Below are 25501 nucleotides of genomic sequence, written 5' to 3'. Positions count from 1 at the left end.
GCGACCCATGCCGTGGTACGTCCAGCCCGCAGCCCGCCAGGCGGACGCGTCGAGGCAGTTGCGACCGTCGATCACGATGTGTCCCCGCGTGAGCGTGGCCGCGTGCGCCGGATCGAGCTGGTGACGGTACTCGTCCCATTCGGTGACGACGATGACGGCATCCGCGTCCTGAAGTGCCGCGTCGCGGTCGTGCACGTAGGTCAGCTGCGGGTGGATGCGCTGCGCGTTCTCGATGGCCGCGGGGTCGGTCAGAGTGACATCGGCGCCCAGACCGTGCAGGCGAACCGCGACGTCGAGGGCGGGGGAGTCCCGGATGTCGTCGCTGTGCGGCTTGAACGCGGCGCCGAGCACGGTGACCTTCTTCTGGTAGACCGAGCCGCCCAGTGCCTCGCTCGTCAGTTCGACCGCACGGTCGCGTCGACGCAGGTTGATGGCGTCGATCTCGCGCAGGAAGGCGACGGACTCGCCGCGGCCGAGTTCTTCGGCGCGCGCCGAGAAAGCACGGATGTCCTTCGGCAGGCAGCCGCCACCGAAACCGATGCCGGCCCCGAGGAAGCGGCGGCCAATACGGGCGTCGTGCCCGATCGCGTCGGCAAGGGTCGTCACGTCGGCACCGGTCACCTCGGCGATCTCGGCGATGGCGTTGATGAAGCTGATCTTCGTCGCCAGGAAGGCGTTGGCGGAGACCTTCACGAGCTCGGCGGTGGCGTAGTCCGTGACGATGAACGGCGTGCCCTTCGCGATCGAGGGGTGATAGACCTCGCGGAGGATCTGCGCGGCTCGCTCGCCCTCCGCGGTCGCGACGCCCTCTGAGAACGGGACGCCGGCCACCAGGCGGTCGGGGTCGATCGTGTCCTGAACGGCCCATCCCTCCCGGAGGAACTCCGGGTTCCACACCAGGGTCGCGCCCGTCTCGGTCACCCGCGGGGCGAGCGTCGCAGCGGTGCCGACCGGCACGGTCGACTTTCCGGCCACGAGATCGCCCTCGGACAGGTAGGGAAGCAGTCCGTCGACCGCGGCGTTCACGTAGGTGAGGTCGGCCGCGTACCCACCCGCCTGCTGCGGAGTGCCCACGCCGATGAAGTGCACCTTGGCCCCCTGCGCGGCGGACATGTCCGTCGTGAAGGAGAGTCGGCCCGACGCGATGCCTTCGGTCAGGATCTCTTGCAGCCCGGGCTCGAAGAAGGGCGCCTCGCCCTTGCTCAGAGCGGCGATCTTGCGCTCGTCGACATCGATGCCCACGACCTCATGGCCGATGGATGCCATCGCCGCCGCGTGCACCGCACCCAGGTAACCGCACCCCACTACAGACAAACGCACGATGAAAGCCTTTCAGATTCTTATCGACGCGACGCGGAGGCATCCTGTCGCGGACCCGCGGACACGCGGGGATTTCACGCGGCGGTATCGCCCGGCGCCAGGGCGGCGCGAGCGGTCTTGCCGAGAATGACGAAGTCGCCGAGGAGCGTCCAGTTCTCAACGTACGACAGGTCGAGACGGACGGACTCTTCCCAGGAGAGCGACGAGCGGCCGCTGACCTGCCAGAGCCCGGTGATCCCGGGCTTCGCAAGGAAGCGACGGTGTACGTGGTCCGCGTACTGGGCCACCTCGGACGGCAGCGGCGGTCGGGGGCCCACCAGCGACATCGAGCCGCCGATCACGTTGAACAGCTGGGGCAGCTCATCGAGGCTGAACTTGCGCATCACCCGGCCGATCGGCGTCACGCGGGGGTCGTTCTTCATCTTGAACAGGACCTCGTTGCCGGAGTCGCGTTGTTGCGCGGCGAGATCGTGCAGAAGGTCCTCGGCGTTGACGACCATCGAGCGGAACTTGATCATCGTGAACTCGTTGCCGTGATACCCGACGCGCGTCTGGCGGAAGAACACCGGCCCTGTGCTGGAGAGGCGCACGGCAATGGCGAGGAAGGCGAGGACCGGGCTGAGCAGGATGACGCCCGTCACGCTCGCGACCAGGTCGACGGTCCGCTTGAGGAACACCTGCCCGCGCGAGAAGCGCGGGGTCTCCACGTGGATGAGGGGGAGACCCGCGACCGGTCGGGTGTGCAGGCGCGGACCGGCGATGTCGATGATGCTGGGGGCCAGCACGAGGTGCTGACGCCCGGCTTCCAGACTCCACGAGATCTGCTTCACCTTGTCGGCGGGGAGCTCGTCGGCGCTCGTGACGGCGACGGTATCGGCGCCCGTGACGGACAGAGCCCGTCCGATGTCACCGACGTGACCCATGACGGGGATGGTCGTCCCGGGGATCACGTCGGCGATCTTCCCGTTGGGCACGCACGCCCCGACGACGCGGTAACCGGCACTCGGGGTGCGCGCGAACTCGCGCGCCAGCTGGGTGACGGACGTCAACGATCCGACCAGGAGCACGTTGGCGGAGTACTTGCCCTGCGACCGCTGCACGATGAGCCACTGGCGCCAGAGCCACCGCGTGAAGATGAGGACGGCGATCCCGGCGGGGAGCGAGATGAGCAGGTAACCGCGAGCGACGTCGATCTGCGTCAGGAAGGCGAGGATCGCGACGGCGCCGAACACACGGAAGCTCGAGTCGATGATCCGCACGTATTCCTGGGAGCCGGTGCCGATGACGCGGTCGCTGCGCGAGTCGACGAACGACAACGCCCACATCCAGGCGACGATCAGGATCGCGGAGAAGATCCAGTACGACAGGTCGGTGATGCGACCGTCCTTGTTGGCGGCGACGGCGACGTTGCCGGTACCGAACCAGATCAGCTGGGTTCCGTAGACGACCCAGACCAGCGCGGCGAGGTCGGTGAGGAAGAGATTGCGGCGATAGCGCAGGCGCCAGCGATCTCGCGGGTGTGCGGCCACGGTCGTCGGCGCCGGGGCAACAGGGATCTGCTCATCGGCGTCGGCGATGCCGCCGTAGCTGTCCTGCGACGCCGATGTCGCGTCGACTCTCAGGTCAGACGTCACAGTGCTTAGGCCTTTCCCCCAGGGTGCCTGAAAATTCACTTTCTCCCCGCTGAACGATAACAGGCGGATCTCACCCAGTGAATCACCCTCGGGTGAATGCGATGTTTCGGGGACACGCGCGATCCGGTCACTTTCCGCCCGTGCGGGAGGCGTCCCGCGGCGCCGGGAAGCGGTGTCGTTACACTCGGGCGACGGATGATCGCCGGCCCTCGACCGATGCGCCGCGGCCGAAAGGACCATCGATGACGCGCACGCAGACGCGCTCCGCTCGCGCGAGAAGACGCCGCCGCGCCGCCCTCCTCGTCGCGGTCGCCGCGGTCGTCGCCGTCGCGGCGGCCGCCATCGCCGTGCCGATCGTGCTCGATCGCTTCGCATCTCCCGCCCCCGCGGCGGTCTCGACGCCCTCCTCTCGGGCCGAGTCGCCGCGCCCGACTGATTCTCCGACCCCGACTCCGACCCCGCCCCCTACCCCGACCCCGACCCCGACGTCGCCGGTCGCCCAGCCCTGTGTCGGTGAGGACACCCTTCTCACGATCTGGGCGCACCCGGATGACGACATCATCTTCGCCAACCCGACGATCTCCGAGGCGATCGCGGCGGGCGACTGCGTCCGCACGGTCTTCGTCACCGCGGGCGACGCCGGCCGTGGCATGGATTACACCCGATCGCGAGAGCTCGGCATCCTGCGCGCCTACAACGTGATGCGAGGAGAAGAGGGGCTCTGGGACGAGACCGAGATCACCCTGAACGCGGGAATGCGCGTCGATCGTCTGACGCCGCAGGGGGACCCCCGTGTGTCCGTCCTCTTCGTCCGTCTTCCCGACGGCAACATCACCGACGGAGGGTTCGCGGCGACCGGGTACGCGACGCTGAGCAAACTGCTTGACGGGTCGATCGCCTCGCTCGCTCCCATCGACGGCGGCCCCGCGCTGAGCAGCGCTCAGCTCACCGCGAGTCTCGCGGAGCTCGCCGAGGCGTTCCACCCCTCCCAGACGCTGACCCACATTCCGCGGGGGAGCGCGTTCGCGCCCGGCGATCATCCTGACCACTCGGTCGTCGGCACACTCGTGCGTGACGCGATCGGACCGACCGCGGACGCCGGCCCGGGGCTGCGCTACTTCGTGGGTTATCCGTCCGAGAATCTGCCCCGCAACATCGAGGGGGCGGCCCTCGACACCAAGGTGGAGATCTACCGGGTCTACACCCAACAGGACGACGTCATCCGTTGCGCCGACCGCGATGGGTGTCTCAAGACGCGAAAGTTCGGCGAGTGGCTCCGGCGGTCCTACCCCAAGACCGAGGCCGAACTGCAGATGCCCTGAGCCGGCCGGTACGGCTCAGTCCTGGAGGCGGAGCAGAGACACCGCGACCTCGTGGCATCCGTCCGGCGTGGGCAGGCCGTAGTCGATTTTGACCACCGAACGCAGGTCGGCCGCGAGCTCGTCGGCGGTGGGCTTGGATGCCAGGGCCTCGAGGATCGGCACGATGAGGTCGTCGTACTCGTCGTCGGGCCACCCGTCGCCGATGTCGCGGACCCCGATCGGGTCCCACTCCCAGAGGACGGCGCGTACGCGCAGAGCAGCGGGCGACAGCGACCGCGGCGGTGAGGACGTCTGCATGGGGCGAGTGTGGCCGCGCTCCCTCGGTTTCGGCTGAGCGTTATCGATGGACCGGATGAATTGCCGTAGGTGCTCAACCCCGCCGAGCGGGGGAACTCTCGGGCGCTGACAGGGATACCCGGGGTCGCCGCGATAGCGTCGAGACGGAAGACGAAGAACCGAACCGGGGGCCACGCGGCCCGACCGGCGCGGTGCAGGAGAAGAGGACGGAACCGCCGTGCGCACTGACGACGATCCCTCGCCCGACACGGCACCCGACGATTCCGCTGTCGATCGCGCGCGCCGCGCCCGGTTGACCCGGCGCGGACTGCTCATCGGTGGGCTCGCGGTCGTCGGACTCGGGGCGGGTGCGCTGGTCTACCGCAACGTCCGACGGAGTTCCGGCCCTGTCGGCACCTGGGTCTCGCTCGCGCCGATCCTGCCGGCATCCCTCCCCTCCCCGTTGCCGCCCTCTCCGGCCGCGCAGGCTGCCGGCACCGACACCGCGATGGCGATCTGGGCCCACGCGGACGACGACATCATCTTCGCCAACCCGGCGCTGTCGGAGGAGATCGCCTCGGGGCGTACCGTTCGTGCCGTGTTCGTCACGGCGGGTGACGCGGGCAAGGGCCTCGAGTACGCGGAACAGCGGGAGGCCGGTATCCGCGCCGCGTACGACGAGATGCGCGGCAGCACCGCGCCGTGGCAGGAGGAGAAGCTCACGCTGCTCTCGGGCGCACAGGTCATACGGTTCACCCCCTCGGACGAGCCGCGCCTCTCACTCACGATGATGCGGCTGCCGGATGGAGGTCTGGATGCCGAGGGCTTCGTCGCGACGGGCAACGTGTGCCTGACGCGGCTCATCAACGGTTCCGCGGCGACGCTGACATCGGTGGACGGCTCGACCGTCTACGACCGCGCGCGCCTATCGGCGACGATCGTCGAGCTCCTGGCTGCGGCGCAGCCGACCCACGTGACCACGAACATCCCTCACGAGAGCGCTTTCGCGCGCGGCGATCACCCCGATCACTCGGCGGTGGGTTCGCTCGTGCGAGCCCTCGCGCCGCAGGCGGGCATCGGACCGGAGGCGATGTCCTATTACATCGGGTACCCCTCGCAGGACGAGCCCGCCAACGTCGACGGTGCGGTGCTCGACACGAAGGTGCGGATCTACGAGACGTACGCCGCGGACGACCCCGTCGTGACCTGCGCCGATGCCTCGGCATGCCTCTCGCAGCCGGGGTTCGGGGCGTGGTTGCGCCGCTCGTACCCGAAGGGCGAGTCCGAGCTGCGCGTGAGCTGAGGGCCCCGGCCGTGGTCGGTGGCGGCAGCGGTGTCAGTGCTCGCTGTCACGCCGGGGGATCGTGACGCGCAGTCGATAGCCTCCGCCGCTGCGCGCCGCGGCGTCGAGGTGGCCGCCGAGCAGCTCGGCGCGCTCGCGAAGACCGAGCAGGCCCGTCCCGCTCGAGGGCAGGTGGATACCGTGCTCGGTCGCGGCGTCGTTCTCGATGACGACGTCGATCGCGGCGGTGTCCGCGGTCGCGGTGACCTGGACGCGCGCCCCGGGCGCGTGCTTGCGGGCGTTCGTCAGGCCTTCCTGGACGGTGCGGTAGACCGCGCGTTGGAGGGGAGGAGCGAGATCGGCGGGGAGAGAGATATCCAGCTCCGCCTCGAGGCCGCTCTCTCGCACGAGTCGGGGGAGGTCGTCGACCGTGGGCTGCGGTTCGGCGGAGTCGGTGCGCGCTCCGTCGGCGCGCAGGACCCCCACCATCTGGCGGAGCTCATCGAGCGTCCGGACCGCGAGGGAGCGGATGACCCCGGCGATCCGTCGCGACTCGGGATCGGGAGACGAGACCTGGAGGGCCCCGGCCTGGACGGCGACGAGGCTGACCTGATGAGAGACGACGTCGTGCATCTCGCGTGAGATGCGGACGCGCTCGCGCCGGAGGACGTCCTCCCTCTCTCTCTCGCGCCCCGCCTCGCGCGCGAGCGACAACTCTGCGACACGGTCGGAGAGTTCGCGGTGCGTGCGGACGAGGGCGCCGAGGGCGATGGGCGTCGCGGCGTACATCAGGGCGTAGAGCAAGGCGGGCGCGAGGAAGTCCATCTCGGGCAGCTGCCAGTCGGGCAGGAGGAAGCAGCCGAAGGTCACCGCTCCCGCAGCGACCAGGAGAGGGATGCGACGGGTCCGCACCGCGACCGAGTACAGCGCGATCGGGGCGGCGATCGTCATGGAATCCACGACGAGGCCGGGAAGCACGAGTGCGAACGACACCCAGGGCAGGCGGCGGCGCACGAGGAGCCCCGCCACCGCGACGAGAGCGAGAGCGGTCTCGATCGTCGACCACGAGGGAATCGAGACGGCGACGTCGATGAAGGCCGCCGCGGCGAGCGTGAGGTCGACGACGACGGCGAAGCCGCGCGTTCCGCTGAGTCGTTCGACGGCCCGCGGGACGAAGCGCGTCATGCGCGGCGCCGACGGGGGCGTGCCCGCTCCGAGATGAGAGCCGCTTCGAGCCGCGTCGACACGGACAGCTTCGACAGGATCGCGCTGACATGGTCCTTCACGGTCGCGCCGCTGAGGTGCAGTCTTCGGCCGATCTCGGCGTTGGATTCACCCGTGGGGAGGCAGGCCAGGACGTCGCGCTCGCGATCCGTCAGGAGGGCGATCCGCCGCACGGCGTCGTGGTCGGGTGCGCCGGTGTAGCCGTCGACCAGGGTGCGCGAGACCTGCGGTGACAGCACCACTCCGCCGGCGGCGAGTGTGCGCACCATGGCCGCGAGGTTCTCCGGCGCGGTGTCTTTGACGAGGAACCCCGCCGCACCGTCGTACAGTGCGCGAGCGATGTACTCGTCCGTGTCGAAGGTCGTCAGGATGCCGATGACCGGGCGGTGGGCGTCGTGTCGCAGGTCGCCCAGGATGTCGAGGCCGCTGCGTTCCGGCATTCGGATGTCGAGGAGGACGACGTCCGGGCGTTCGCGGCGGATGGTGTCGACGGCGACGTCTCCGTCTACGGCCGCGACGACCCGGATGTCGGGCGCAGCGCCCAGGATCAACTCGAAACCGGAGCGTACGAGGGCTTCATCATCGACGACTACGACCCGGATCACGACTCACACCCTACGACGCCCGCCGGGCGACGCGAAGGGCGGGGGCGTTGGTGACGAGCGCCCCCGCCCGTGGTCATCAGTCGTCCGAGACGGTGACGGTGACGTCGATATTGCCGCGCGTGGCGTTGGAGTACGGGCACACCTGGTGTGCCGCGTCGGCGAGCTGCTGGGCGAGCTCGTGCTCGATGCCCGGGAGGACGACCTCGAGGAGGACGGCGAGCTGGTAGCCGCCCTGGCCGTTGGGCCCGATCTGCACGCGGCCGCCGACCGAGGAGTCCTCGATCGTGACCTTCTGTGCGCGCGCGACGGAGTGCAGCGCGCTGTGGAAGCAGGCCGCGTAACCCGCGGCAAAGAGCTGCTCGGGGTTGGTGCCCTGGCCGGATCCGCCGAGCTCCTTGGGCGGTGCGACCTCGAGGTCGATGTACTCGCCGGCCGAGACGTGGCCGAGGCGGCCCTGACCGGTGGACAGCGCTTCTGCGGTGTAGAGAACGTCCATGAGTGTGTTCCTTTCTGGGGACGGGGTGTCGGGCGGTTCAGGAGGCGTCGCGCGTCGCGCGTTCGGCGGCGACGGCGTCTTCCGGGTGGTCGCGCAGGTCGCGCATCGCGGCCGTCAGCTGGTGCAGTGCATCGATGAGGTCTCGAGCGCTGTCGGCGTCGGGGAGTCCCGAGCCCTGCGCGATGCACCGCGGCACGTGCGCGAGTTCGGTGCGCAGCTCGTGACCTCTCGGGGTGAGGGAGACGGTGACCACGCGCTCGTCGCGGCCGTCGCGCGTTCGCGTCACGTACCCGGCGGTCTGCAGGCGCGCGAGCATCGGCGACAGTGTTCCCGAGTCGAGCTGGAGCGCGTCGCCCAGGCTGCTCACGGTCTGGTCGCCGTCGTTCCAGAGGGTCACGAGCGCGATGTACTGCGGATACGTGAGGTTCCAGGGCTCGAGCAGAGCCCGGTAGGCCTGGGTCGTCGTGCGGTTCGCGGCGTAAAGCGCGAAGCAGACGAGGGCATCGACAGCGGGCATGCGATAAGGGTTGCACACAATTTAATTGTGCACAACTTAACCTACTCGTCACGGGGCGGACGGCACGACGCTCCCGTCCGCGAGCGAGATGGTGACGTCCGCACCCGTGTCGAAGGACACCCGCCATACCGAGCCGCCCTCGGCGCGTTCGATCCCGACCTCTTCGACGCTGCCGTCGCCGTGGGCCGCGACGGCGGTCCGCACGGCATCCGCCATCGTCGTCCCCGCCCTCTCGAGCGCGGCACGATCCTCGGCGTCGAGGGTGTCCGCCTCGCCCCGCGAGAGCACCTGCCCTCCGTCCGCGCTGATCCGCAGATCCTCGGCTCGCCCGCTCATGGCCACGCGGACCTCCCACGAGCCGTCGTCCTCGCGCTCGAGATCGACGGCGCGCCCGCCGCTGTCCGACTCCGCGCGCACGACGGCCGCGACGACCGTCTCCGAGGTGCCCGCGCCCGTCGTGGAGGGGGCGCAGCCCGTCAGTGCCAGGGCGAGAGGCGCGGCCGTGAGGATCGCGAACGGAAGACGAAGAGAAGTCATGCCGGGAGGCTAGTGACAGGCTCGCCGCGCACGCCCGGCGTTGCGCTCGGGACGACGTTCGTGTTCATGCGCGGAGGTATCAACTCGTCGGCATGACGTCAACCGTCCCCGTCCGTCCAGATTCGAGTCGAACGATGGTCGGCATGAGCGAGATCACTGCACACCACGGACTCTTGACCGACATCGACCTCCACGTCGACGACACCGGCGGCACGGGTCGTCCCGTCGTCCTCATCCACGGCTGGCCCCTCTCGGGGGAGTCCTGGGCCCACCAGGTTCCGGCGCTCGAGGAGGCCGGCTACCGCGTCGTCACCTACGACCGCCGCGGCTTCGGTCGCAGCGACAAGCCCCGCACGGGGTACGACTACGACACCTTCTCGGACGACCTCGAGGCGGTTCTGGCCGCGCTGGATCTGCGCGACGCGACTCTCGTCGGTTTCTCGATGGGAGGTGGCGAGGTCGCCCGCTACCTCACGCGGCACGGCGCCGACCGCGTGCGCAGCGTCGTCTTCGCCGCGGCGGTGCCGCCGTATCTCGCGAAGACCGACGACAACCCCGAGGGTCCGCTCGACGACGAGACCGCCGACGGCATGAAGCAGGGCCTGAAGGACGACGAGAAGGCGTTCTACCACCAGTTCACGACCGACTTCTTCTCGGTCGACGGCACGCTCGTCGTCTCCGAGGCGGACCGCGCCGAGGCGGAGCGGCTCGCGAACCAGGCCGACCACCATGCGGCGCTGAAGGCGATGGAGGCGTTCGCGACAACCGACTTCCGCGAGGACCTGCCTAACGTCACCGTCCCGACGCTCGTCATCCACGGCGACAGTGACGCGACGGTTCCCTTCGAAGGGTCGGGTGCGCGCACGCACGCCGCGATCGCGGGCAGCGAGCTGCACGTCGTCGCCGGTGCTCCGCACGGCGTCAATGTCAGCCACGTCGACGAGTTCAACCGCGTGCTCATCGACTTCCTGCAGCGCTGATCTCCTGCGCGGCCGGATGCGCGCCCGGCCGCGCAGGTGAATCCCTCACCTTCATCGGGTGACGCGGTGGGCGGGCACGACGCGAGACGCCCCGGCGGTGTCGGACGTTCCCGGGATGCCGCGGAATCACGCCTCTACGGTGGCGATCATGAGCGCCCGCGATGCCGAATCCCTCGACGGCGCCCCGATGCGACGACGACGTCGTCGTCCCCACCGCGCCTGGCGTGAGGGCGGGGCGACGACGGCGCCGTGGGGGCTGGAGCTGCTGGGGTGGGCGACGGCCGCCGCGGGTGCGGGTGCCCTGGTCGCGCGGGCTCTCGCACCCGTCCTGCCCGCTTCGAGCTCTGCGATCGTCTCGCAGGCGGTCATCTGGGTCAGCCTCGCTGTCCCCGTGGTCTGGGCGTGGAGCCGCTCTCGCCCTCGCGGTCTTCTCGCCTTCCGCGCCGTCGACGTCCTGTACGGGGCGGTCCTCGGGGTCACCCTGCGATTCGTCCAGGGAGCCCTGGCGCAAGCCGAGAGCGGACCGCTGCCGTGGCCGTCGACCCCCAGCGTCGATGGGGCCCTCCCCGACGGTTTCGTCGTCGACGCGATCTCCGCTGTCGTCGTCGCCCCCGTGCTCGAAGAACTCCTCTTCCGCGGTGTCGTGCTCGTGTGTGCCTACACGATTGTCCGCCGGTGGGCGGGGCGCGTCGCCGGAGGGATCGCGGCGACGGCGATATCCGCGGCGCTGTTCGTCTCCGCGCACCTTCTCGCGGCGACGCTGTCCGTTCCGGATGTGTGGGCTCTCGCGCTGGTCGGGGTCGTCACGGCCGTGCTCGTGCTCGGTACCGGCAGGCTGTGGGGGGCGGTCGCCACGCACATCGTGTTCAACGCCACCGGGGTCGTCCTCGTCGCCGTCGGGACCCTCTGGGGGTGACGGATCGCCCGCGTTTGGTCTCGGCATCCGAATGACGTAGTCTTGATGTTTGGTGCCTGCCTCTCTGCGAGCAGGTTGCCCGAACGTGAGCCCTCCACCGGCCCTGTTCCCCGAGTCGTCGACACGGGAACGGACCACCGGAGCGGGATTCACGAACTCCTCCGTTCGATCAAGAAAGCAGCACTACTGTGACGCGCACTTTCACCCCCAAGGCCGCTGAGGTCACGCGCGAGTGGGTCGTTATCGACGCCACCGACGTCGTTCTCGGCCGCCTGGCCTCGCACGCGGCGGTCCTCCTCCGCGGCAAGCACAAGCCGACCTTCGCCAACCACATCGACTCCGGCGACTTCGTCATCGTGATCAACGCCGAGAAGGTGGCGCTCACGGGTCAGAAGCTCCAGAACAAGAAGGCGTACCGCCACTCGGGCTACCCGGGCGGTCTGAAGTCCGTCACCTACGACGAACTCCTCGAGAAGAACCCTGTCCGCGCGGTCGAGAAGGCCATCCGCGGCATGCTGCCCAAGAACAGCCTCGGCGCGGCGCAGCTCAAGAAGCTCAAGGTCTACCGCGGCGCGGAGCACCCCCACGGTGCCCAGCAGCCCACGGCATACACCTTCGACCAGGTCGCCCAGTAAGCGCCGCCGGATAAGGACGAAACAGTGTCGAACATCGACTCCAGCAACTACAGCACCGAGACGCCGGCCGAGCAGTCCGTCGTCGCCGCCGAGCGCCCCGTGCTCTCGGTCCCCGGCGCAGCCGTCGGCCGCCGCAAGCAGGCCATCGCCCGCGTGCGCCTGGTTCCCGGCTCGGGCACGATCACGGTCAACGGCCGCACGATCGAGGACTACTTCCCGAACAAGCTGCACCAGCAGCTGATCAACGACCCGTTCACGGTGCTCGAGCTCGCGGGCTCGTACGACGTGATCGCGCGCATCTCCGGCGGCGGCCCCTCGGGCCAGGCCGGCGCACTGCGCCTGGGTATCGCCCGTGCGCTCAACGAGATCGACGCCGAGAACAACCGCCCGACCCTGAAGAAGGCCGGCTTCCTCTCGCGCGACGCTCGCGTCAAGGAGCGCAAGAAGGCCGGTCTCAAGAAGGCCCGCAAGGCGCCTCAGTACTCCAAGCGCTGAGTTCGAAACTCCGTATGCCTCTTTTTGGCACGGACGGGGTGCGGGGGCTGGCCAACGGCCTCCTCACCGCCGAGCTCGCGTTGCACCTGGCCCAGGCGACTGCCGTCGTCCTGGGCCAGGGCCGTTCTGCGGAGGCGCGCAAGGCCGAGGGGCGTCGCCTCACGGCCGTCGTCGCGCGCGATCCTCGCGTCTCGGGGGAGTTCCTCGCAGCCGCGGTCTCCGCAGGGCTGGCTTCCTCCGGTGTCGACGTCCTCGACGCCGGCGTCATCCCGACCCCCGCTACCGCGTTCCTCATCGCCGACCGTGACGCCGACTTCGGCGTGATGGTCTCGGCCTCGCACAACCCCGCTCCCGACAACGGGATCAAGATCTTCGCCCGTGGCGGCACCAAGCTCCCCGACATCGTCGAGCAGCGCATCGAGCGCGCTCTCGAGGGGGAGCGTCTGCAGCCCACGGGCGCCGGTGTCGGCCGTATCCGTCGCTTCGCGGATGCCGAGGACAGGTATGTGCTGCACCTGCTGGGCTCGCTGCCGCACCCGCTCGACGGCATCCATGTCGTCCTCGACTGCGCGCACGGAGCAGCCGCCGGTGTCTCTCCCGAGACGTTCAAGGACGCCGGCGCGACGGTCACCGTGATCGGCGCCGACCCCGACGGACTGAACATCAACGACGGCGTCGGCTCGACGCACCTCGACGTGCTCGCCGAGACCGTCGTGCGCCTCGGCGCCGACGTCGGCATCGCCCACGACGGGGACGCCGACCGCTGCCTCGCCGTGGACGCGCAGGGCAACGTCGTCGACGGCGACCAGATCATGGCGATCCTCGCGGTCGCGATGAAGGAGCGTGGGACGCTCGTCGACGACACGCTCGTCGCAACCGTCATGAGCAACCTCGGTCTCCACCGGGCGATGGAGGCCCATGGCATCCGGGTCCTCCAGACCGGCGTCGGAGACCGCTACGTGCTCGAGGCCATGAACGAGGGCGGATACTCCCTCGGCGGCGAGCAGTCGGGGCACGTCATCATGAGCGACTTCGCCACGACCGGCGACGGACTGCTGACGGGTCTGCACGTCGTCGCCGAGATGGCGCGGCAGGGGAAGACCCTCGCCGAACTGGCGTCGCTGATGACGGTGTACCCGCAGGTGCTCGTGAACGTCCGCGGCGTCGATCGCGACGGGGTCGATGACGAGGGTGTTCAAGCGGCGGTCGCCGCGTCGACGGCGGAGCTCGGCGACTCGGGCCGCGTGCTGCTGCGCGCATCCGGGACCGAGCCGCTCGTTCGCGTGATGGTGGAGGCGGCGTCGGAGGATGTCGCTCGGGCCCACGCCGACCGGCTTGCCGACGTCGTGCGGGAGCGCCTCGCGCTGTAGGCGCTCGTCCCCTCGACGAGTTCGAGAACCTCCGCGCGCGTCCGGTCCCTTCGACAGGCTCAGGGACCTCGATTCATCGGGGTCGCTGAGCCTTCGTCGTTCAGTACTCCAGCGACTCGATGTAGCGCAGGAGCACGCCCTCGCGCAGAGCCCAGGGTGAGGCCTCGAGCTCTTCGACGTCCATCGCCTTCATCGCGCGCTCGACCACGATCGCGGCGGCGACGATCTGGAACGTCCGATCCGCGGTGATGCCGGGCAGTGCCTCGCGCGCGTCGGCGGGAATCTGCGCGAGACGCGGGATCCAGTCCTTCAGCTGCCGGCGGGGCAGGACCATGCGGTCGATCCCCGACCAGCCCGGCACCGGGTACCCCGCGAGCTTCGCGAGAGAGCGGATCGCCTTCGACGACCCCACCACGTGGTCGGGTCGGGGGAGCGCGGCGAAACGTTCGGCCACCGGTGCCAAGACCGACATGGCGTGCTGGCGCAGCGCGTCGATCTCGTCGGCGCTGGGCGGATCGTGGGGGAGGAACTGCACGGTCGAGCGTCCCGCGCCGAGCGGGACCGACTCCGCGAGATCGGGCAGCTCGTCGGCACCGCCGGCGATCTCGAGCGATCCGCCGCCGATGTCGAACAGCAGGATCTGTCCCGCCGACCACCCGAACCAGCGCCGCACTGCGAGATAGGTGAAGCGCGCCTCGGTCTCGCCGCCGAGCACCTGCAGCGGCTGGCCGAGGGCTTCCTCGATCCGCGCGATCACGGCGTCGCCGTTGGTCGCCTCGCGGACCGCCGACGTCGCCGTCGCGAGGAGCTCGTCGACCCCTTCGGCCTCAGCCGTCGCGCGGGCCGCGGCGACGGCATCCACGAGTCCCTTCACTCCCTCGGGCGAGATCGACCCGTCGGGCTGCAGGTAGCGCATGAGGCGCAGTACCGAGCGATGGGACGTGGTGGCTGTGGGACGGCCCCCGGCTCGCGCGTTGGCGACGAGCAGGTGGACCGTGTTCGAGCCGATGTCGAGGACTCCGAGACGCACGGTCCGAGCGTAGTGGGAAGGCACCGATCGGCCCGCGAGTAGCATTGCCGCGTGTCCGAGACCGCCGCCGCACCGTCGCTGAGCCCCTATCGACAGATCGATCGAGCCGAGTGGGCCCGCATGGCCGGGGGGATCGAACAGCCCCTCACCGAGACCGAGGTGGTGCAGTTGCGCGGCATCGGCGACCGGCTCGACCAGCGCGAGGTCGCCGAGGTCTATCTGCCGTTGAGTCGCCTGCTGAGCCTCTACGCGCGCGCCACGCGGCGACTGGGGGCCGACACGAGCGCCTTCCTGGGAGAACCGGATGCCACGACACCGTTCGTCATCGGGGTCGCCGGATCGGTGGCGGTGGGCAAGTCCACCATCGCGCGCCTGCTGCGCGAGCTGATGAGTCGCTGGCCCGACACCCCGCGGGTCGAGTTGGTGACCACGGACGGCTTCCTCTATCCGAACGCCGAGCTCGAGCGGCGGGGCCTCATGGACCGGAAGGGATTCCCGGAGTCCTACGACCGGCGAGCTCTCGTCGAGTTCCTCAGCGAGGTGAAGTCGGGGGCCGAGGAGGCGCGCGCTCCGTTCTACTCCCACGTGCGGTACGACATCATGCCCGATGCGCACGTCACCGTGCACCGCCCGGACGTCGTCATCGTGGAGGGGCTCAACGTGCTGCAGCCGCCGCCCTCGCCGAACGAGGTCGCGGTCAGCGACCTGTTCGACTTCTCGATCTACGTCGACGCCGATGCCGCCCACATCGAGCGCTGGTACGTCGACCGCTTCCTGGCGCTGCGCGACAACGCCTTCACGAACCCGTCATCGTTCTTCCGCGTCTTCGCGGACATCAGCGACGAAGAGGCGGTCGAGCGGGCGCTCGGTTTCTGGCGCGAGATCAACCTCCCCAACCTCGAGGAGAACGTCCTGCCCACGCGGCACCGCGCGAAGCTCGTCCTGCAGAAGGGTGCCGACCACACGGTCGAGTCGGTGCTGCTGCGCAAGCTCTGACCCCTCCCGCCCGACGGGAGTTCGTTCAGGCGCGGCCCCGTAGACTCGGAAGCTATGTGCGGAATCATCGGTTACGTGGGTCCTCGGCAGAGCCAGGACATCCTTCTCGCGGGTCTGTCGCGGCTGGAATACCGGGGCTACGACTCCGCGGGCATCGCCGTGATCGACGGCGACGGGGGCCTCGGCATGCGCAAGCGCGCGGGAAAGCTCGCCGTGCTGCGCGACGACCTGGAAGCCTCGCCGATGCCGAATGGCACGACCGGTATCGGTCACACCCGCTGGGCCACCCACGGCGGCCCGACGGACGCAAACGCGCACCCGCACCTGGCCGACGATGACAAGCTCGCCGTCATCCACAACGGCATCATCGAGAACTTCGCCGAGCTCAAGAGCGAGCTCGTGGGCGACGGCTTCGCGTTTCGCAGCGAGACCGACACCGAGGTCGCCGCGGTCATGATCGGCCGGGAGTACGCCCGGACCAAGGACCTGGTGCAGGCGTTCCGCTCCGTCGTGTCGCGCCTCGAGGGGGCGTACACGCTCCTCGCGATGCACGAGGACCACCCGGGTCTCGTCGTCGGCGCCCGGCGCAACTCGCCGCTCGTCATTGGCCTCGGCGAGGGCGAGAACTTCCTCGGCTCCGACGTCGCCGCCTTCGTCGAGCACACCCGCAACGCCCTCGCGATCGGGCAGGACGAGATCGTCGCCATCACCCCCGACGGCGTCGAGGTCACCGACTTCTCGGGCGCTCCCGTCGAGGTCGAGGCGTTCGAGGTCACCTGGGACGCGTCCGCGGCAGAGAAGGGCGGCTGGTCGTCGTTCATGGCCAAGGAGGTCTCGGAAGAGCCCGAGGCCGTCGCCAACACGCTGCGCGGTCGTATCCACGAGGGCCGTGTCGAGATCCCCGAGCTCGAGGGTATGGACGAGTTCCTCGCCGACATCGACCGGATCCTCGTCATCGCCTGCGGCACCGCCGCGTACGCCGGCATGGTCGGCAAGTACGCGCTCGAGACCTGGACGCGTGTTCCCGTCGACGTCGAGCTCGCGCACGAGTTCCGCTACCGCGATCCGGTGCTCTCCCCGCGCACCCTCGTCGTCTCGATCAGCCAGTCCGGCGAGACGATGGACACCCTCATGGCCGTGAAGTACGCGCGCTCGCGCGGCGCGAAGACCCTGTCGATCTGCAACACGCAGGGTGCCACCATCCCGCGCGAGTCGGATGCCATCGTCTACACGCACGCCGGCCCCGAGGTCGCCGTGGCCTCCACCAAGGCCTTCGTCGCGCAGATCACCGCGCTGTACCTGCTGGCCCTGCACGTCGGTCGGGTTCGCGGGGCGATCGACCCCATGGTCGCCGTCGAGGCCGTCACCGAGCTCGAGGCGGTGCCGGGCAAGATCGCCCGCGTGCTGGAGACCGAGCAGGCGCGCATCGAGCAGCTCGCCCACTGGATGGCCGACACCCGCTCGGTCCTCTTCCTCGGGCGGAACGTCGGATACCCCATCGCGCTCGAGGGTGCGCTGAAGCTCAAGGAGCTGGCGTACATCCACGCCGAGGGCTTCGCTGCCGGCGAGCTCAAGCACGGCCCCATCGCCCTGATCGAGCCCGGGCAGCCCGTGTTCGTCGTCGTGCCCTCGCCGCGTGGGTCGGGTGAGATGCACAAGAAGGTCGTCTCGAACATCGAGGAGATCCGCGCTCGCGGCGCTCGCGTGATCGCGATCGCGGAAGAGGGCGATGTGGCCGTTCTCCCCGCCGCCGACGAGGTCCTTCGCATCCCGCTCGCCGCTCCCCTCTTCGAGCCGCTGCTGGCCGTCGTGCCGCTGCACATCTTCGCGATGGGCCTGGCCGAGGCCAAGGGCCTCGACGTGGACCAGCCGCGTAACCTCGCGAAGTCCGTCACGGTCGAGTAAGCCGGATCGGAGAGGGGCCGGATGCCGTGGCATCCGGCCCCTTTCTCGTCGCGGCGACCGGGCAGAATGGACAGGATTGCCAGGAGGGGAGAGTGCATGATCGTCGGAATCGGCGTCGACCTGGTCGACGTGCCCCGTTTCGAGGAGCAGCTGGCGCGGACCCCGCGGCTGCTGCCCCGCCTCTTCGCGCCCGCGGAGCGTGTCCTCAAACCACGGTCGCTTGCCGCCCGGTACGCCGCAAAGGAGGCGCTGATCAAGGCCCTCGGTGGCTCGGACGGCGTGTACTGGACCGACATCGAGGTCGCGTCCGAGCCTTCGGGTCGCCCCGTCTTCGCCCTGAGCGGTGAGACCGCCGACACGATCGCGGCCCGCGGAATCACGGTGCTGCACCTGTCGATGTCGCACGACGCGGGGCTCGCCACCGCGTACGTGATCGCCGAAGCCGCAACGCAGACCCCTCCAGGAGACACCGCATGAGAATGGCACCGGGAGTGCTCCGCGAAGCCCTCATCGACGTGGACGCGATCGCGGAGAACGTCCGACACCTCCGACGCCTCACCGGGGTCGATGTCATCGCGGTCGTCAAAGCCGAGGGGTATGGACACGGGGCGCACCGCGCGGCGGCGGCGGCCCTGCGCGGAGGAGCGACGCGGATCGGCGTGTCCGACATCGACGAGGCTCTCGCTCTGCGCCGGTCCGGGATCCACGCGCCGTTGTTCGCGTGGCTGCACGCGCCGGGGGCGTCCTTCGTCGAGGCGGTGCGCCACGACATCGAGCTCGGGATCTCCGACATCGACCAGCTGCTGCGTGCGGCCGAGTCGGCTCAGGGCGACCGCCCCGCGGCGGTGCACCTCAAGATCGAGACGGGCCTCTCGCGTAACGGCGTCGCGCCCGCCGACTGGCGAACCGTTTTCGCCGAGGCTGCGCGCCTCGAGCGCATCGGACGGCTGCGCGTGGTCGGGCTGTTCTCGCACCTGTCGAACACGAGCGAGGCGGACGATCTCGCCGCGCTCGCTCGCTTCGAGGAGGGCGTCGTTCTCGCGGCATCCGCGGGTCTGCATCCGCCGCTCCGGCACATCGCCGCGACGCACGCCGCCATCGCGCTCCCGCAGACGCGTCTGAACGCCGTGCGCATCGGCATCGGCATCTACGGCATCTCGCCGTTCCACGACCGCACGTCGGCGGATCTGGGCCTGCGCCCGGCCATGACCCTGCGCGGAGCGGTGTCGGCCGTTCGCCGCGTTCCAGCGGGGACAGGGGTGTCGTACGGCTACGCCTACCGCACGGAGCGCGACACGACCCTCGCGCTCGTGCCCCTCGGGTATGCGGACGGTGTGCCCCGACAGGCTTCGGACCGAGGTCCCGTCGTGATCGGAGGGCGCCGCTTCACGGTCGCCGGACGCATCGCGATGGACCAGTTCGTCGTCGACGTCGGCGATCATCCCGTCGCGGTCGGCGACGAGGTCGTGCTGTTCGGCGACCCGACGCTGGGCGTCCCGGCGGCTCGCGACTGGGCCGACGCCGCCGACACGATCGATTACGAGATCGTCACGCGCATCGGCGCCCGGGTGCCGCGCAGGGAGGTCGGCGCATGAGCGTGCCCGACGACCTGCTCGGGGAACGGCGGATCGACGGTCCGGGCGACATGGAGGAGCTCGGCCGCGCCCTCGGTCGCGCGCTGGAGCCGGGCGATGTCGTCGTGCTGACCGGACCGCTCGGCGCCGGGAAGACGACCCTGACCCGGGGGATCGGCGAGGGGCTCGGCATCCGGGGTCCCGTCCAGAGCCCGACCTTCGTGATCGCGCGCACGCACCCCTCGCTGGTCGGGGGGACGCCGCTCGTGCACGTCGACGCGTACCGCCTGGGAGCCGCGGTCGAGCTCGACGACCTCGACATCGACGTCGCGGGCTCTGCGGTGATCGTGGAGTGGGGGCGCGGCGTCGCCGAGCACCTCGCCGACTCGTGGTGGGAGATCGAGATCGACCGCGAGGTGGGCGGGCGCGGCGTCGACAACGCCTGCGGTGAGATCGCGCCGCACACGCTCGACTTCGACGCGGATGCCCCTCGGACGGTGACGATCTCTCGTCGCCCGTGATGCGGCGGCGCGAGGGTTGTCGCGAAACAGCGACACCGCCGCGATACGCCTGCGACATCGGGTGAATACGGTGGATGCCATGAGTCGATCCCCCCGCTCCTTCTCGGCCCGTCGGGCGCTCGGCGTCTCCGCCGCTCTCGCCCTGCTCGGCCTCGTCGGGTGCAGCGCGGAGCCGGCGGCATCCGTCTCCGCCTCCTCTCCGTCGGCCGCGGTCGCCACGCCCACGCGCGAGCCGGACGTCGCCCGGGTCGCCGGGTACGACGTGGGCGAGTTCCCTCCGGTGCCGCTGTTCACCCTCCCCGACCTGGCGTTGCTGGACGACTCGGCCTCGGCCTTCACGATCGAGGCATCGTCGTCACTGGTCTCGATGCCGGGCGTGACAGTCGGTTCCGCGCCATGCGACGCCGGGCAGAGCGTGAGCGCCGGAGCCGGTACGGCGGTGCTGTACGGCGACGGCTCGGGTAGCTATACCGGGCCCGACGGCACCGTCCGCAACTTCGGTGACGGGTCGGGGTCGACGACGATCGGCGGCGTCGAGATCCAGAACTTCGGCGACGGCTCGGGGTCGTACACCTCGGGTGACGTGGCGATCGAGAACTTCGGGGACGGCTCGGGCACGTACCGCGATGCGGCCCGAGAGGTGCGGATCTTCGGCGACGGCTCGGGGAACAGCACCCGCGGCGACGGGAGCATCCAGAACTTCGGCGACGGATCGGGGACCTACCGCGCCGGAGCGGTCGAGATCCAGAACTTCGGTGACGGGTCCGGGTCGTACCGCGACGGCACCATCGAGATCCAGAACTTCGGCGACGGCACCGGTCGGGTCGACGGCAGGCCGGTGGCGGTGGCACCTCTTCCTCCCGTGCCGCGGCTCGGGGTCTTCCCACCGCTCGCGGCTCTCGCCCCCGTGGCGAGTTGCGGCACCACCCTGACCCTCTCGGACGCGGTGCTGTTCGACTTCGACTCCGCGGAGATCCGGCCGGATGCGACCGGCGTGCTCGACGCCCTCGCGTCGCTGCTGACGCGGGCCGAGGTGCCCGCAGCCACGGTCTCCGGGCACACGGATGCCATCGGCACCGACGCCGAGAATCAGGTGCTGTCCGAGCGTCGGGCGCAGGCCGTCGTCGAGGCGCTCCGTCAGCGGGGGACGCCCACCAGCTGGACGGCGGAAGGGTACGGAGAATCGCGCCCCGTCGCCGCCAATGAGATCGACGGGGCCGACAACCCCGCCGGTCGCCAACTCAACCGCCGGGTCGAGATCCTCGTCCCCACCTTCGGAGGCTGACATGCACAGAATCACCGCATCCGCTCTGGCCCTGGGCCTCTCCCTGACCGCTCTCACCGGCTGCGCCGTGAGCATCACGGACAAGGATGCCGCCGGCCCCGTCGCCTCGCCCACCGACGCCTCGACTCTCGAAATGGCCACGGACGATCCGCGGCCCGAGGTGATCGCGCCGCCCGCCTCCGACGCGCCCGAGGCGCCGTCGAACCTCCGTACCCGCGACGAGGCGATCTCGCTCGCGGGCACCACCGTCGCCTGCACCCCCGGTCTCGTCATCGCCGACGACGGCAAGGTCGTCCGGGTCGAGGGAGCGTGCGACGACGTGACCGTGTCGGGATTCGCAACGGTGGTCGTGCTCGACGACGTCTCGACGCTCACCGTGAGTGGCGACGGCATCGTCGTGTACGCCCAGCAGGTGGGCGATCTCGTCGTCAGCGGTGACGTGAACACGATCCTCTGGCGGGGGAGCGCGCCGCGCCTCGACGACACGGGCGTGGCGACGACCTCCGTGCGGGACGAGCGATGAGCGCGCCGGTCCCCGCGTGGGCGCCGGCAGCGCCGCGGACGAACGGTCTCGCGATCGCCGCCCTCGTCCTGGGCCTGTGCGGATTCGGCATCCTGCCCGTGATCTTCGGGCACATCGCCCTTGGACAGATCCGTCGCACCGGCGACCGCGGCGCGACGCTCGCGATCGTCGGTCTCGTGCTGGGTTACCTCGCGCTCGCCGCGACGATCATCGGCGTGGGGCTCTTAATCGCCGTCGCGGTCGGCGTCCCCGTGTTCGCCACGTGGGTGTCGTCGTGAGCGACGAACGTCCCGGCATCCTGCTCGTCGACGACGACGAGACGATCCGCGCCGGCCTCGGCGCCTTCCTCGAACGCAGCGGCTATCGCATCGTGGTCGCCGCGGACGGGCAGGAGGCGCTCGATGTGCTGCCTACCGGAGATATCGCGCTCGCCGTGTGCGACGTCATCATGCCGCGCATCGACGGGCGCGAGTTCGTCCGGCGCGTGCGTGCTGAGGGGCGGTGGTTGCCCATCATCCTGCTGACCCAGGTGGGCGAGTCGTACGAGCGCAGCGCCGCCCTCGACGAGGGTGCCGACGACTACCTCAACAAACCGTTCGACCCGCAGGAGCTGCTCTCGCGCGTCCGGGCGGTGCTGCGGCGCAGCGTGCCGGGGGAGCGCCCGTTGAGCGCGGCACCGCGACTGAGGGCGGGAGCCCTCGAGCTCGACCGTTCCGCGCGGCGCGTCTGGCGCGACGGCGCCGAGGTGACCCTGACGCCCAAGGCCGTGATGCTGCTGGACTACCTCATGGCGCACCCCGGGGAGGTGCACACGCGCGATCGGCTCTTGACGGCGCTGTGGGGCTTCGATTTCGTCACCTCGACCCGCGCGATCGATCACCGCATCGCGGAGCTGCGGCGCGTGCTCGGGGACGACCCCGGTGCGCCCCGCTACATCGAGACCGTGCAGAGCGCGGGATACCGCTTCGTCCACCCGGTCGGTGCCGCGTGAGCCGGCGGACGGCGGCGCTCGCGATTGCGCTGCCCGTGTCTCTCGCGGCGATCGCGGCGCTGGTGCTGTTCGTCGCCGGGGAGCGCAGAGCGCTGACGGTGAGCACAGCCCTGCCCCTCGTCGTGGTGTACGTCGGGGTGGCCCTGACGGTCGTCGCCGCGGTGATCGTGGCGCTCACGGCGCGGCGCGGCCGGGCGAGAGCGGCGCGCGACCTCGCGCGGGACAAGGGCTATCGCGCCGGACGCGATGACGAGCGGGACGCTCACCGCCGCTTCCTCGCGCGGCTGGATCACGAGCTGAAGAATCCGATCACGGCGATCCGGGCGACTCTGGCGGGAGTCGATCCCGCCACGGCTCCCGCCCACGTCGAGGTGATTGATGCGCAGGCGCGGAGACTCGCCGCGCTCGTGGGAGACCTCCGCAAACTGTCCGAGATCGAGACGAGGCCGCTCGAGACGGAGCCGGTCGACCTCGAGGCGCTCGCTCGCGACGCGGTGCACGCGATCGAACAGCAGCGCCCCGAGGCGCGCGGACGCATCAGCGTCATCGCCGAGCGGGTGCCGTGGCCGGTTCCCGTGTTGCCGGGAGACCCGGACCTGCTCGCCCTGGCGCTCGACAACGTCCTCGCCAACGCAGTGAAGTTCTCGGCATCCGGCCCGATCGAGGTCCGCCTGCGCGAGGACGGGGGTGGGGCCGTCATCGAGGTCGCCGACACGGGACGCGGGGTTCCGGCCGACGCCCAGGCCGTCGTGTTCGACGACCTCGCTCGCGCGGCGAACGCCCGTGATGTGCCCGGTTCGGGCATCGGCCTCTCGCTCGTGCGGACCATCCTCCACCGTCACGGCGGGGACGTCGAGCTCCGCTCGCGCGAGGGCGCGGGGACCGTCGTCACGCTGCGGTTGCCGACCGCCTGACCGGCGCCGGCACACGGTCGGCGACCCAGACCTCGCGGAGCGCCATCAGCGTGAGGACCGGCTGCTCGACGTGTGCGAAATGACCGCTGTCGTCGAGGACGACCTCGTCGAGATCGCGGATCAGCCGCCGCCATCGCTGACCATCGCGCGCCGCGACGAACACGTCGTGGCGCCCTCTCACCACGCGGACCGGGCACGCGACACGTCTCCAGACGGCGTCGTCGTGAGTGCGCGCCCCGCGAGCGGCGGCGAGGAACGAGGCGGGGCGGATGTCGGACGCGAGGGCGTCGCTCACCGCACGGTTGACGCGCGTGGGATGCCGGAACAGCGGCCGCGCCAGCACGCGCAGCAGGCCCGTTCGCGCCAGCAGGGAGAGCAGCGGTCGCGACAGGGGCCCGAGGCCGCGGAGCACGCGCATCGCCAGGATCATGCCGCTGAGCCCGGGCAGGGTCAGGATGCCGCGGACCGGGTGCCGTGCCACGATCCGCGCCCCCCGTCCGCTCGGCGAGACCACGCCGACGGCGACCGTCGCCGCGGGGAAGCGCGCGGCGACATCCAGCGCGACCACCGCCCCGAGCGAGTGCCCGACCACGCGCCAGCGCGGGTACCCGAGTGCGCGCGCGACGGCCGCCATGGCCACGGCGATGTCTCCCGCGTCGGGAACGGGTCCGGCCGACTCGCCCCAACCGGGCAGATCGATCGCCACGATGTCCGACAGGGGGCGCCGCATCTCGTCCGACGCCGCGATCAGCGGAATCCACGTCCGCCACGATCCGGCTGCGCCGTGCAGCAGCACGGTGGCGACCGGGCTCCCCGACGCTCGGCCCGCGTGGACGACGATCGGTCCCACCGCGGTGGGAACGATGAGCCTACGCAGGCCGAGCTCGGTGGCATCCATGATCCTTCTTCGGAACACGGGGCCCGATCGGATGCCACGACCTGCGGCGGATACCCTGGAACGGTGATCCTCGGCATCGACACCTCGCTCGGCACCGCCGTCGCGGCGATCACGCGCGACGGTGAAGTGCTCGCGGACGAACAGAGCGCGAATCCCCTCGGTCACGCGGAGGTCATCGGTGATCTGTTGCGGCGCGCGACGTCCGCGGCCCCGGCCCCGACGCACGTGGCGATCGGGATGGGACCGGGCCCCTTCACGGGACTGCGGGTCGGGATCGCGACCGCGCGGGTGTACGCGCTGGGACGCGGTGTCCCGGTCGTGCCCGTGCCCAGCCACGACGGCATCGCGCTGGGGATCCTGCTCGCCGACGCGCTGATCGACGTCGAGACGCCGCGCTTCGCGGTCGTGACCGACGCACGCCGACGGGAGTTCGCCTACAGCGTCTACGACGGCATCGACGACGACGGCCTACCCGTCCGCGTCTCGGATGCCGCGCTCAGCCCGCGCGACGACCTCGATGTCCGCCTGGCCGAGCTCGGTGCGGCCCGCGTCGACGCGACGAGCGTGTCGGCCGCGATGATCGCCCTCGCCGCAGCCCGAGCCCTCGACGCCGGGCGCACCCTCGCGGGTCCCGAACCGCTCTACCTTCGCAGCCCCGACGTCGTCGCCGCGCACGCCCCGAAGCGGGTGAGCGGATGACGACGCGCGCGGCCACCCTCGACGACCTCGACGCGATCATGGCGCTCGAGCACGCCTCGTTCCCGACCGACGCCTGGAGCGCGGCGATGATGCGCGAGGAGCTCGCCTCGCCCCACGGTTGGTACGTCGTCGTCGAAGAAGCGGGCCGCGTGATCGGGTACGCGGGGCTGCGTGCAGTGCGCGGGGCTCGGGATGCCGACGTCCAGACCATCACCATCTCCGAGGCCGCGCGCGGTCGCGGGCGGGGGCGAGCGCTGCTCACGGCCCTGCTCGAGGAGGCCGGGCGTCGGGAAGTGCACGACGTGTTCCTCGAGGTCCGCGCCGACAACCCCGTCGCGCAGACGTTGTACGCGTCCGAGGGGTTCGTCGAGGTGGGGCGTCGCCCGCGGTACTACCAGCCCGACGACGTCGACGCGATCGTGATGCAGCTCGACCTGCGCGGCTGGGCGGCGCGGCGCGCCGAGACCTCTGCCCGGCCCGAGGTCCCTGCCCGCCCCGAGGTCCCTGCCCGGCCCGAGGTCCCTGCCCGGCCCGAGGTCCCTGCCCGCCCCGAGGT

29 protein-coding genes are annotated in these 25501 nt (G+C 70.5%); 19 read left to right on the top strand and 10 right to left on the bottom strand.

Annotated elements, in window-relative coordinates; genetic code table 11:
• On the bottom strand, window positions 1-1320 hold a 1320-nt coding region (locus P2P98_RS00635; protein WP_275796201.1), incomplete at its 3' end, for a UDP-glucose/GDP-mannose dehydrogenase family protein.
• A 74-nt stretch (window positions 1321-1394) separates the two neighbouring features.
• Window positions 1395-2954, bottom strand: coding sequence for a sugar transferase (locus tag P2P98_RS00630; protein WP_275796199.1), 1560 nt, complete (start codon window positions 2952-2954; stop codon window positions 1395-1397).
• A gap of 242 nt (window positions 2955-3196) precedes the next feature.
• Between P2P98_RS00630 and P2P98_RS00625 the strand changes: the two genes are divergently transcribed.
• Window positions 3197-4276 (top strand): PIG-L family deacetylase, encoded by a 1080-nt coding sequence (locus P2P98_RS00625; protein WP_275796197.1) that lies wholly within the window; start codon window positions 3197-3199, stop codon window positions 4274-4276.
• A 15-nt stretch (window positions 4277-4291) separates the two neighbouring features.
• On the opposite strand, the gene P2P98_RS00620 is transcribed toward P2P98_RS00625, so the two are convergent.
• The gene (locus P2P98_RS00620) at window positions 4292-4573 is read right to left on the bottom strand and encodes a hypothetical protein (protein WP_275796195.1); all 282 of its coding nucleotides are present in this window, start codon (window positions 4571-4573) and stop codon (window positions 4292-4294) included.
• Between the two features lie 217 nt (window positions 4574-4790).
• Here P2P98_RS00620 and P2P98_RS00615 point away from each other — a divergent pair, with 217 nt between their 5' ends.
• The gene (locus tag P2P98_RS00615; protein ID WP_275796193.1) at window positions 4791-5855 is read left to right on the top strand and encodes a PIG-L family deacetylase; all 1065 of its coding nucleotides are present in this window, start codon (window positions 4791-4793) and stop codon (window positions 5853-5855) included.
• Window positions 5856-5888: 33 nt separating this feature from the next.
• On the opposite strand, the gene P2P98_RS00610 is transcribed toward P2P98_RS00615, so the two are convergent.
• From P2P98_RS00610 to P2P98_RS00590, 5 genes are all read right to left on the bottom strand, one after another.
• Window positions 5889-7019: a histidine kinase gene (locus P2P98_RS00610; RefSeq protein WP_275796191.1), complete on the bottom strand. Its 1131-nt coding sequence runs from the start codon at window positions 7017-7019 to the stop codon at window positions 5889-5891.
• Entirely contained in the window at window positions 7016-7663 is a 648-nt protein-coding gene (locus tag P2P98_RS00605) for a response regulator transcription factor (RefSeq protein ID WP_275796189.1), read from the bottom strand. The genes P2P98_RS00610 and P2P98_RS00605 overlap by 4 nt, the downstream gene beginning before the upstream one ends.
• A gap of 76 nt (window positions 7664-7739) precedes the next feature.
• Complete coding sequence (locus P2P98_RS00600; RefSeq protein WP_275796187.1) at window positions 7740-8159, bottom strand: organic hydroperoxide resistance protein; 420 nt, start codon at window positions 8157-8159, stop codon at window positions 7740-7742.
• Window positions 8160-8196: 37 nt separating this feature from the next.
• Complete coding sequence (locus P2P98_RS00595) at window positions 8197-8676, bottom strand: MarR family transcriptional regulator (protein ID WP_275796185.1); 480 nt, start codon at window positions 8674-8676, stop codon at window positions 8197-8199.
• Between the two features lie 48 nt (window positions 8677-8724).
• Window positions 8725-9213 carry a hypothetical protein gene (locus P2P98_RS00590; RefSeq protein ID WP_275796183.1) on the bottom strand — a complete coding sequence of 163 codons (489 nt, stop codon included), beginning with the start codon at window positions 9211-9213 and terminating at the stop codon, window positions 8725-8727.
• 143 nt (window positions 9214-9356) lie between these two features.
• Between P2P98_RS00590 and P2P98_RS00585 the strand changes: the two genes are divergently transcribed.
• The 5 genes from P2P98_RS00585 (at window position 9357) to glmM (ending at window position 13609) form a co-directional block, all read left to right on the top strand.
• Window positions 9357-10193 (top strand): alpha/beta hydrolase, encoded by an 837-nt coding sequence (locus P2P98_RS00585; RefSeq protein ID WP_275796181.1) that lies wholly within the window; start codon window positions 9357-9359, stop codon window positions 10191-10193.
• A 148-nt stretch (window positions 10194-10341) separates the two neighbouring features.
• Entirely contained in the window at window positions 10342-11109 is a 768-nt protein-coding gene (locus P2P98_RS00580) for a type II CAAX endopeptidase family protein (RefSeq protein ID WP_275796179.1), read from the top strand.
• Between the two features lie 188 nt (window positions 11110-11297).
• The gene (rplM, locus tag P2P98_RS00575) at window positions 11298-11744 is read left to right on the top strand and encodes a 50S ribosomal protein L13 (RefSeq protein WP_058597861.1); all 447 of its coding nucleotides are present in this window, start codon (window positions 11298-11300) and stop codon (window positions 11742-11744) included.
• Between the two features lie 24 nt (window positions 11745-11768).
• On the top strand, window positions 11769-12239 hold the full coding sequence (gene rpsI, locus P2P98_RS00570; protein WP_058597862.1) for a 30S ribosomal protein S9: 471 nt from the start codon (window positions 11769-11771) through the stop codon (window positions 12237-12239).
• Window positions 12240-12253: 14 nt separating this feature from the next.
• Window positions 12254-13609, top strand: coding sequence for a phosphoglucosamine mutase (glmM, locus tag P2P98_RS00565; protein ID WP_275796174.1), 1356 nt, complete (start codon window positions 12254-12256; stop codon window positions 13607-13609).
• A 100-nt stretch (window positions 13610-13709) separates the two neighbouring features.
• Here glmM and P2P98_RS00560 read toward each other — a convergent pair whose 3' ends face one another.
• Window positions 13710-14639: a Ppx/GppA family phosphatase gene (locus P2P98_RS00560; protein WP_275796172.1), complete on the bottom strand. Its 930-nt coding sequence runs from the start codon at window positions 14637-14639 to the stop codon at window positions 13710-13712.
• A gap of 51 nt (window positions 14640-14690) precedes the next feature.
• On the opposite strand from P2P98_RS00560, the gene coaA reads away from it, so the two are divergent.
• The 10 genes from coaA (at window position 14691) to P2P98_RS00510 (ending at window position 23348) form a co-directional block, all read left to right on the top strand.
• Window positions 14691-15635, top strand: a complete 945-nt coding sequence (coaA, locus tag P2P98_RS00555; RefSeq protein WP_058597865.1) for a type I pantothenate kinase — start codon at window positions 14691-14693, stop codon at window positions 15633-15635.
• Between the two features lie 54 nt (window positions 15636-15689).
• Window positions 15690-17540 carry a glutamine--fructose-6-phosphate transaminase (isomerizing) gene (gene glmS, locus P2P98_RS00550; RefSeq protein ID WP_275796169.1) on the top strand — a complete coding sequence of 617 codons (1851 nt, stop codon included), beginning with the start codon at window positions 15690-15692 and terminating at the stop codon, window positions 17538-17540.
• A 96-nt stretch (window positions 17541-17636) separates the two neighbouring features.
• On the top strand, window positions 17637-18017 hold the full coding sequence (locus tag P2P98_RS00545) for a holo-ACP synthase (RefSeq protein WP_275796167.1): 381 nt from the start codon (window positions 17637-17639) through the stop codon (window positions 18015-18017).
• Window positions 18014-19135: an alanine racemase gene (alr, locus tag P2P98_RS00540; RefSeq protein WP_275796165.1), complete on the top strand. Its 1122-nt coding sequence runs from the start codon at window positions 18014-18016 to the stop codon at window positions 19133-19135. Before P2P98_RS00545 ends, alr begins: the two co-directional genes overlap by 4 nt.
• Window positions 19132-19635 (top strand): tRNA (adenosine(37)-N6)-threonylcarbamoyltransferase complex ATPase subunit type 1 TsaE, encoded by a 504-nt coding sequence (gene tsaE, locus P2P98_RS00535; protein ID WP_275796163.1) that lies wholly within the window; start codon window positions 19132-19134, stop codon window positions 19633-19635. The genes alr and tsaE overlap by 4 nt, the downstream gene beginning before the upstream one ends.
• A 79-nt stretch (window positions 19636-19714) precedes the next feature.
• Window positions 19715-20920 (top strand): OmpA family protein, encoded by a 1206-nt coding sequence (locus P2P98_RS00530; protein ID WP_275796161.1) that lies wholly within the window; start codon window positions 19715-19717, stop codon window positions 20918-20920.
• A 1-nt stretch (window position 20921) separates the two neighbouring features.
• Window positions 20922-21443 carry a DUF3060 domain-containing protein gene (locus P2P98_RS00525; RefSeq protein WP_275796159.1) on the top strand — a complete coding sequence of 174 codons (522 nt, stop codon included), beginning with the start codon at window positions 20922-20924 and terminating at the stop codon, window positions 21441-21443.
• Window positions 21440-21721, top strand: a complete 282-nt coding sequence (locus P2P98_RS00520) for a DUF4190 domain-containing protein (RefSeq protein ID WP_275796157.1) — start codon at window positions 21440-21442, stop codon at window positions 21719-21721. The genes P2P98_RS00525 and P2P98_RS00520 overlap by 4 nt, the downstream gene beginning before the upstream one ends.
• Window positions 21718-22434 carry a response regulator transcription factor gene (locus P2P98_RS00515; protein ID WP_275796155.1) on the top strand — a complete coding sequence of 239 codons (717 nt, stop codon included), beginning with the start codon at window positions 21718-21720 and terminating at the stop codon, window positions 22432-22434. Before P2P98_RS00520 ends, P2P98_RS00515 begins: the two co-directional genes overlap by 4 nt.
• Window positions 22431-23348 carry a HAMP domain-containing sensor histidine kinase gene (locus P2P98_RS00510; protein ID WP_275796153.1) on the top strand — a complete coding sequence of 306 codons (918 nt, stop codon included), beginning with the start codon at window positions 22431-22433 and terminating at the stop codon, window positions 23346-23348. The genes P2P98_RS00515 and P2P98_RS00510 overlap by 4 nt, the downstream gene beginning before the upstream one ends.
• Here P2P98_RS00510 and P2P98_RS00505 read toward each other — a convergent pair.
• Complete coding sequence (locus P2P98_RS00505; protein WP_275796151.1) at window positions 23323-24246, bottom strand: alpha/beta hydrolase; 924 nt, start codon at window positions 24244-24246, stop codon at window positions 23323-23325. The genes P2P98_RS00510 and P2P98_RS00505 overlap by 26 nt on opposite strands.
• A 63-nt stretch (window positions 24247-24309) precedes the next feature.
• Between P2P98_RS00505 and tsaB the strand changes: the two genes are divergently transcribed.
• Entirely contained in the window at window positions 24310-24945 is a 636-nt protein-coding gene (gene tsaB, locus P2P98_RS00500; RefSeq protein WP_275796149.1) for a tRNA (adenosine(37)-N6)-threonylcarbamoyltransferase complex dimerization subunit type 1 TsaB, read from the top strand.
• A partial coding sequence (gene rimI / locus P2P98_RS00495) for a ribosomal protein S18-alanine N-acetyltransferase (RefSeq protein ID WP_275796147.1) occupies window positions 24942-25501 on the top strand: 560 nt, incomplete at its 3' end. The genes tsaB and rimI, both read left to right, overlap by 4 nt.

It is taken from the genome of Microbacterium sp. Kw_RZR3, assembly GCF_029222405.1.
Lineage (GTDB): Bacteria > Actinomycetota > Actinomycetes > Actinomycetales > Microbacteriaceae > Microbacterium.
Note: the sequence above shows the minus strand (reverse complement) of the source record. Positions and strands in the feature narration are given on the sequence as shown.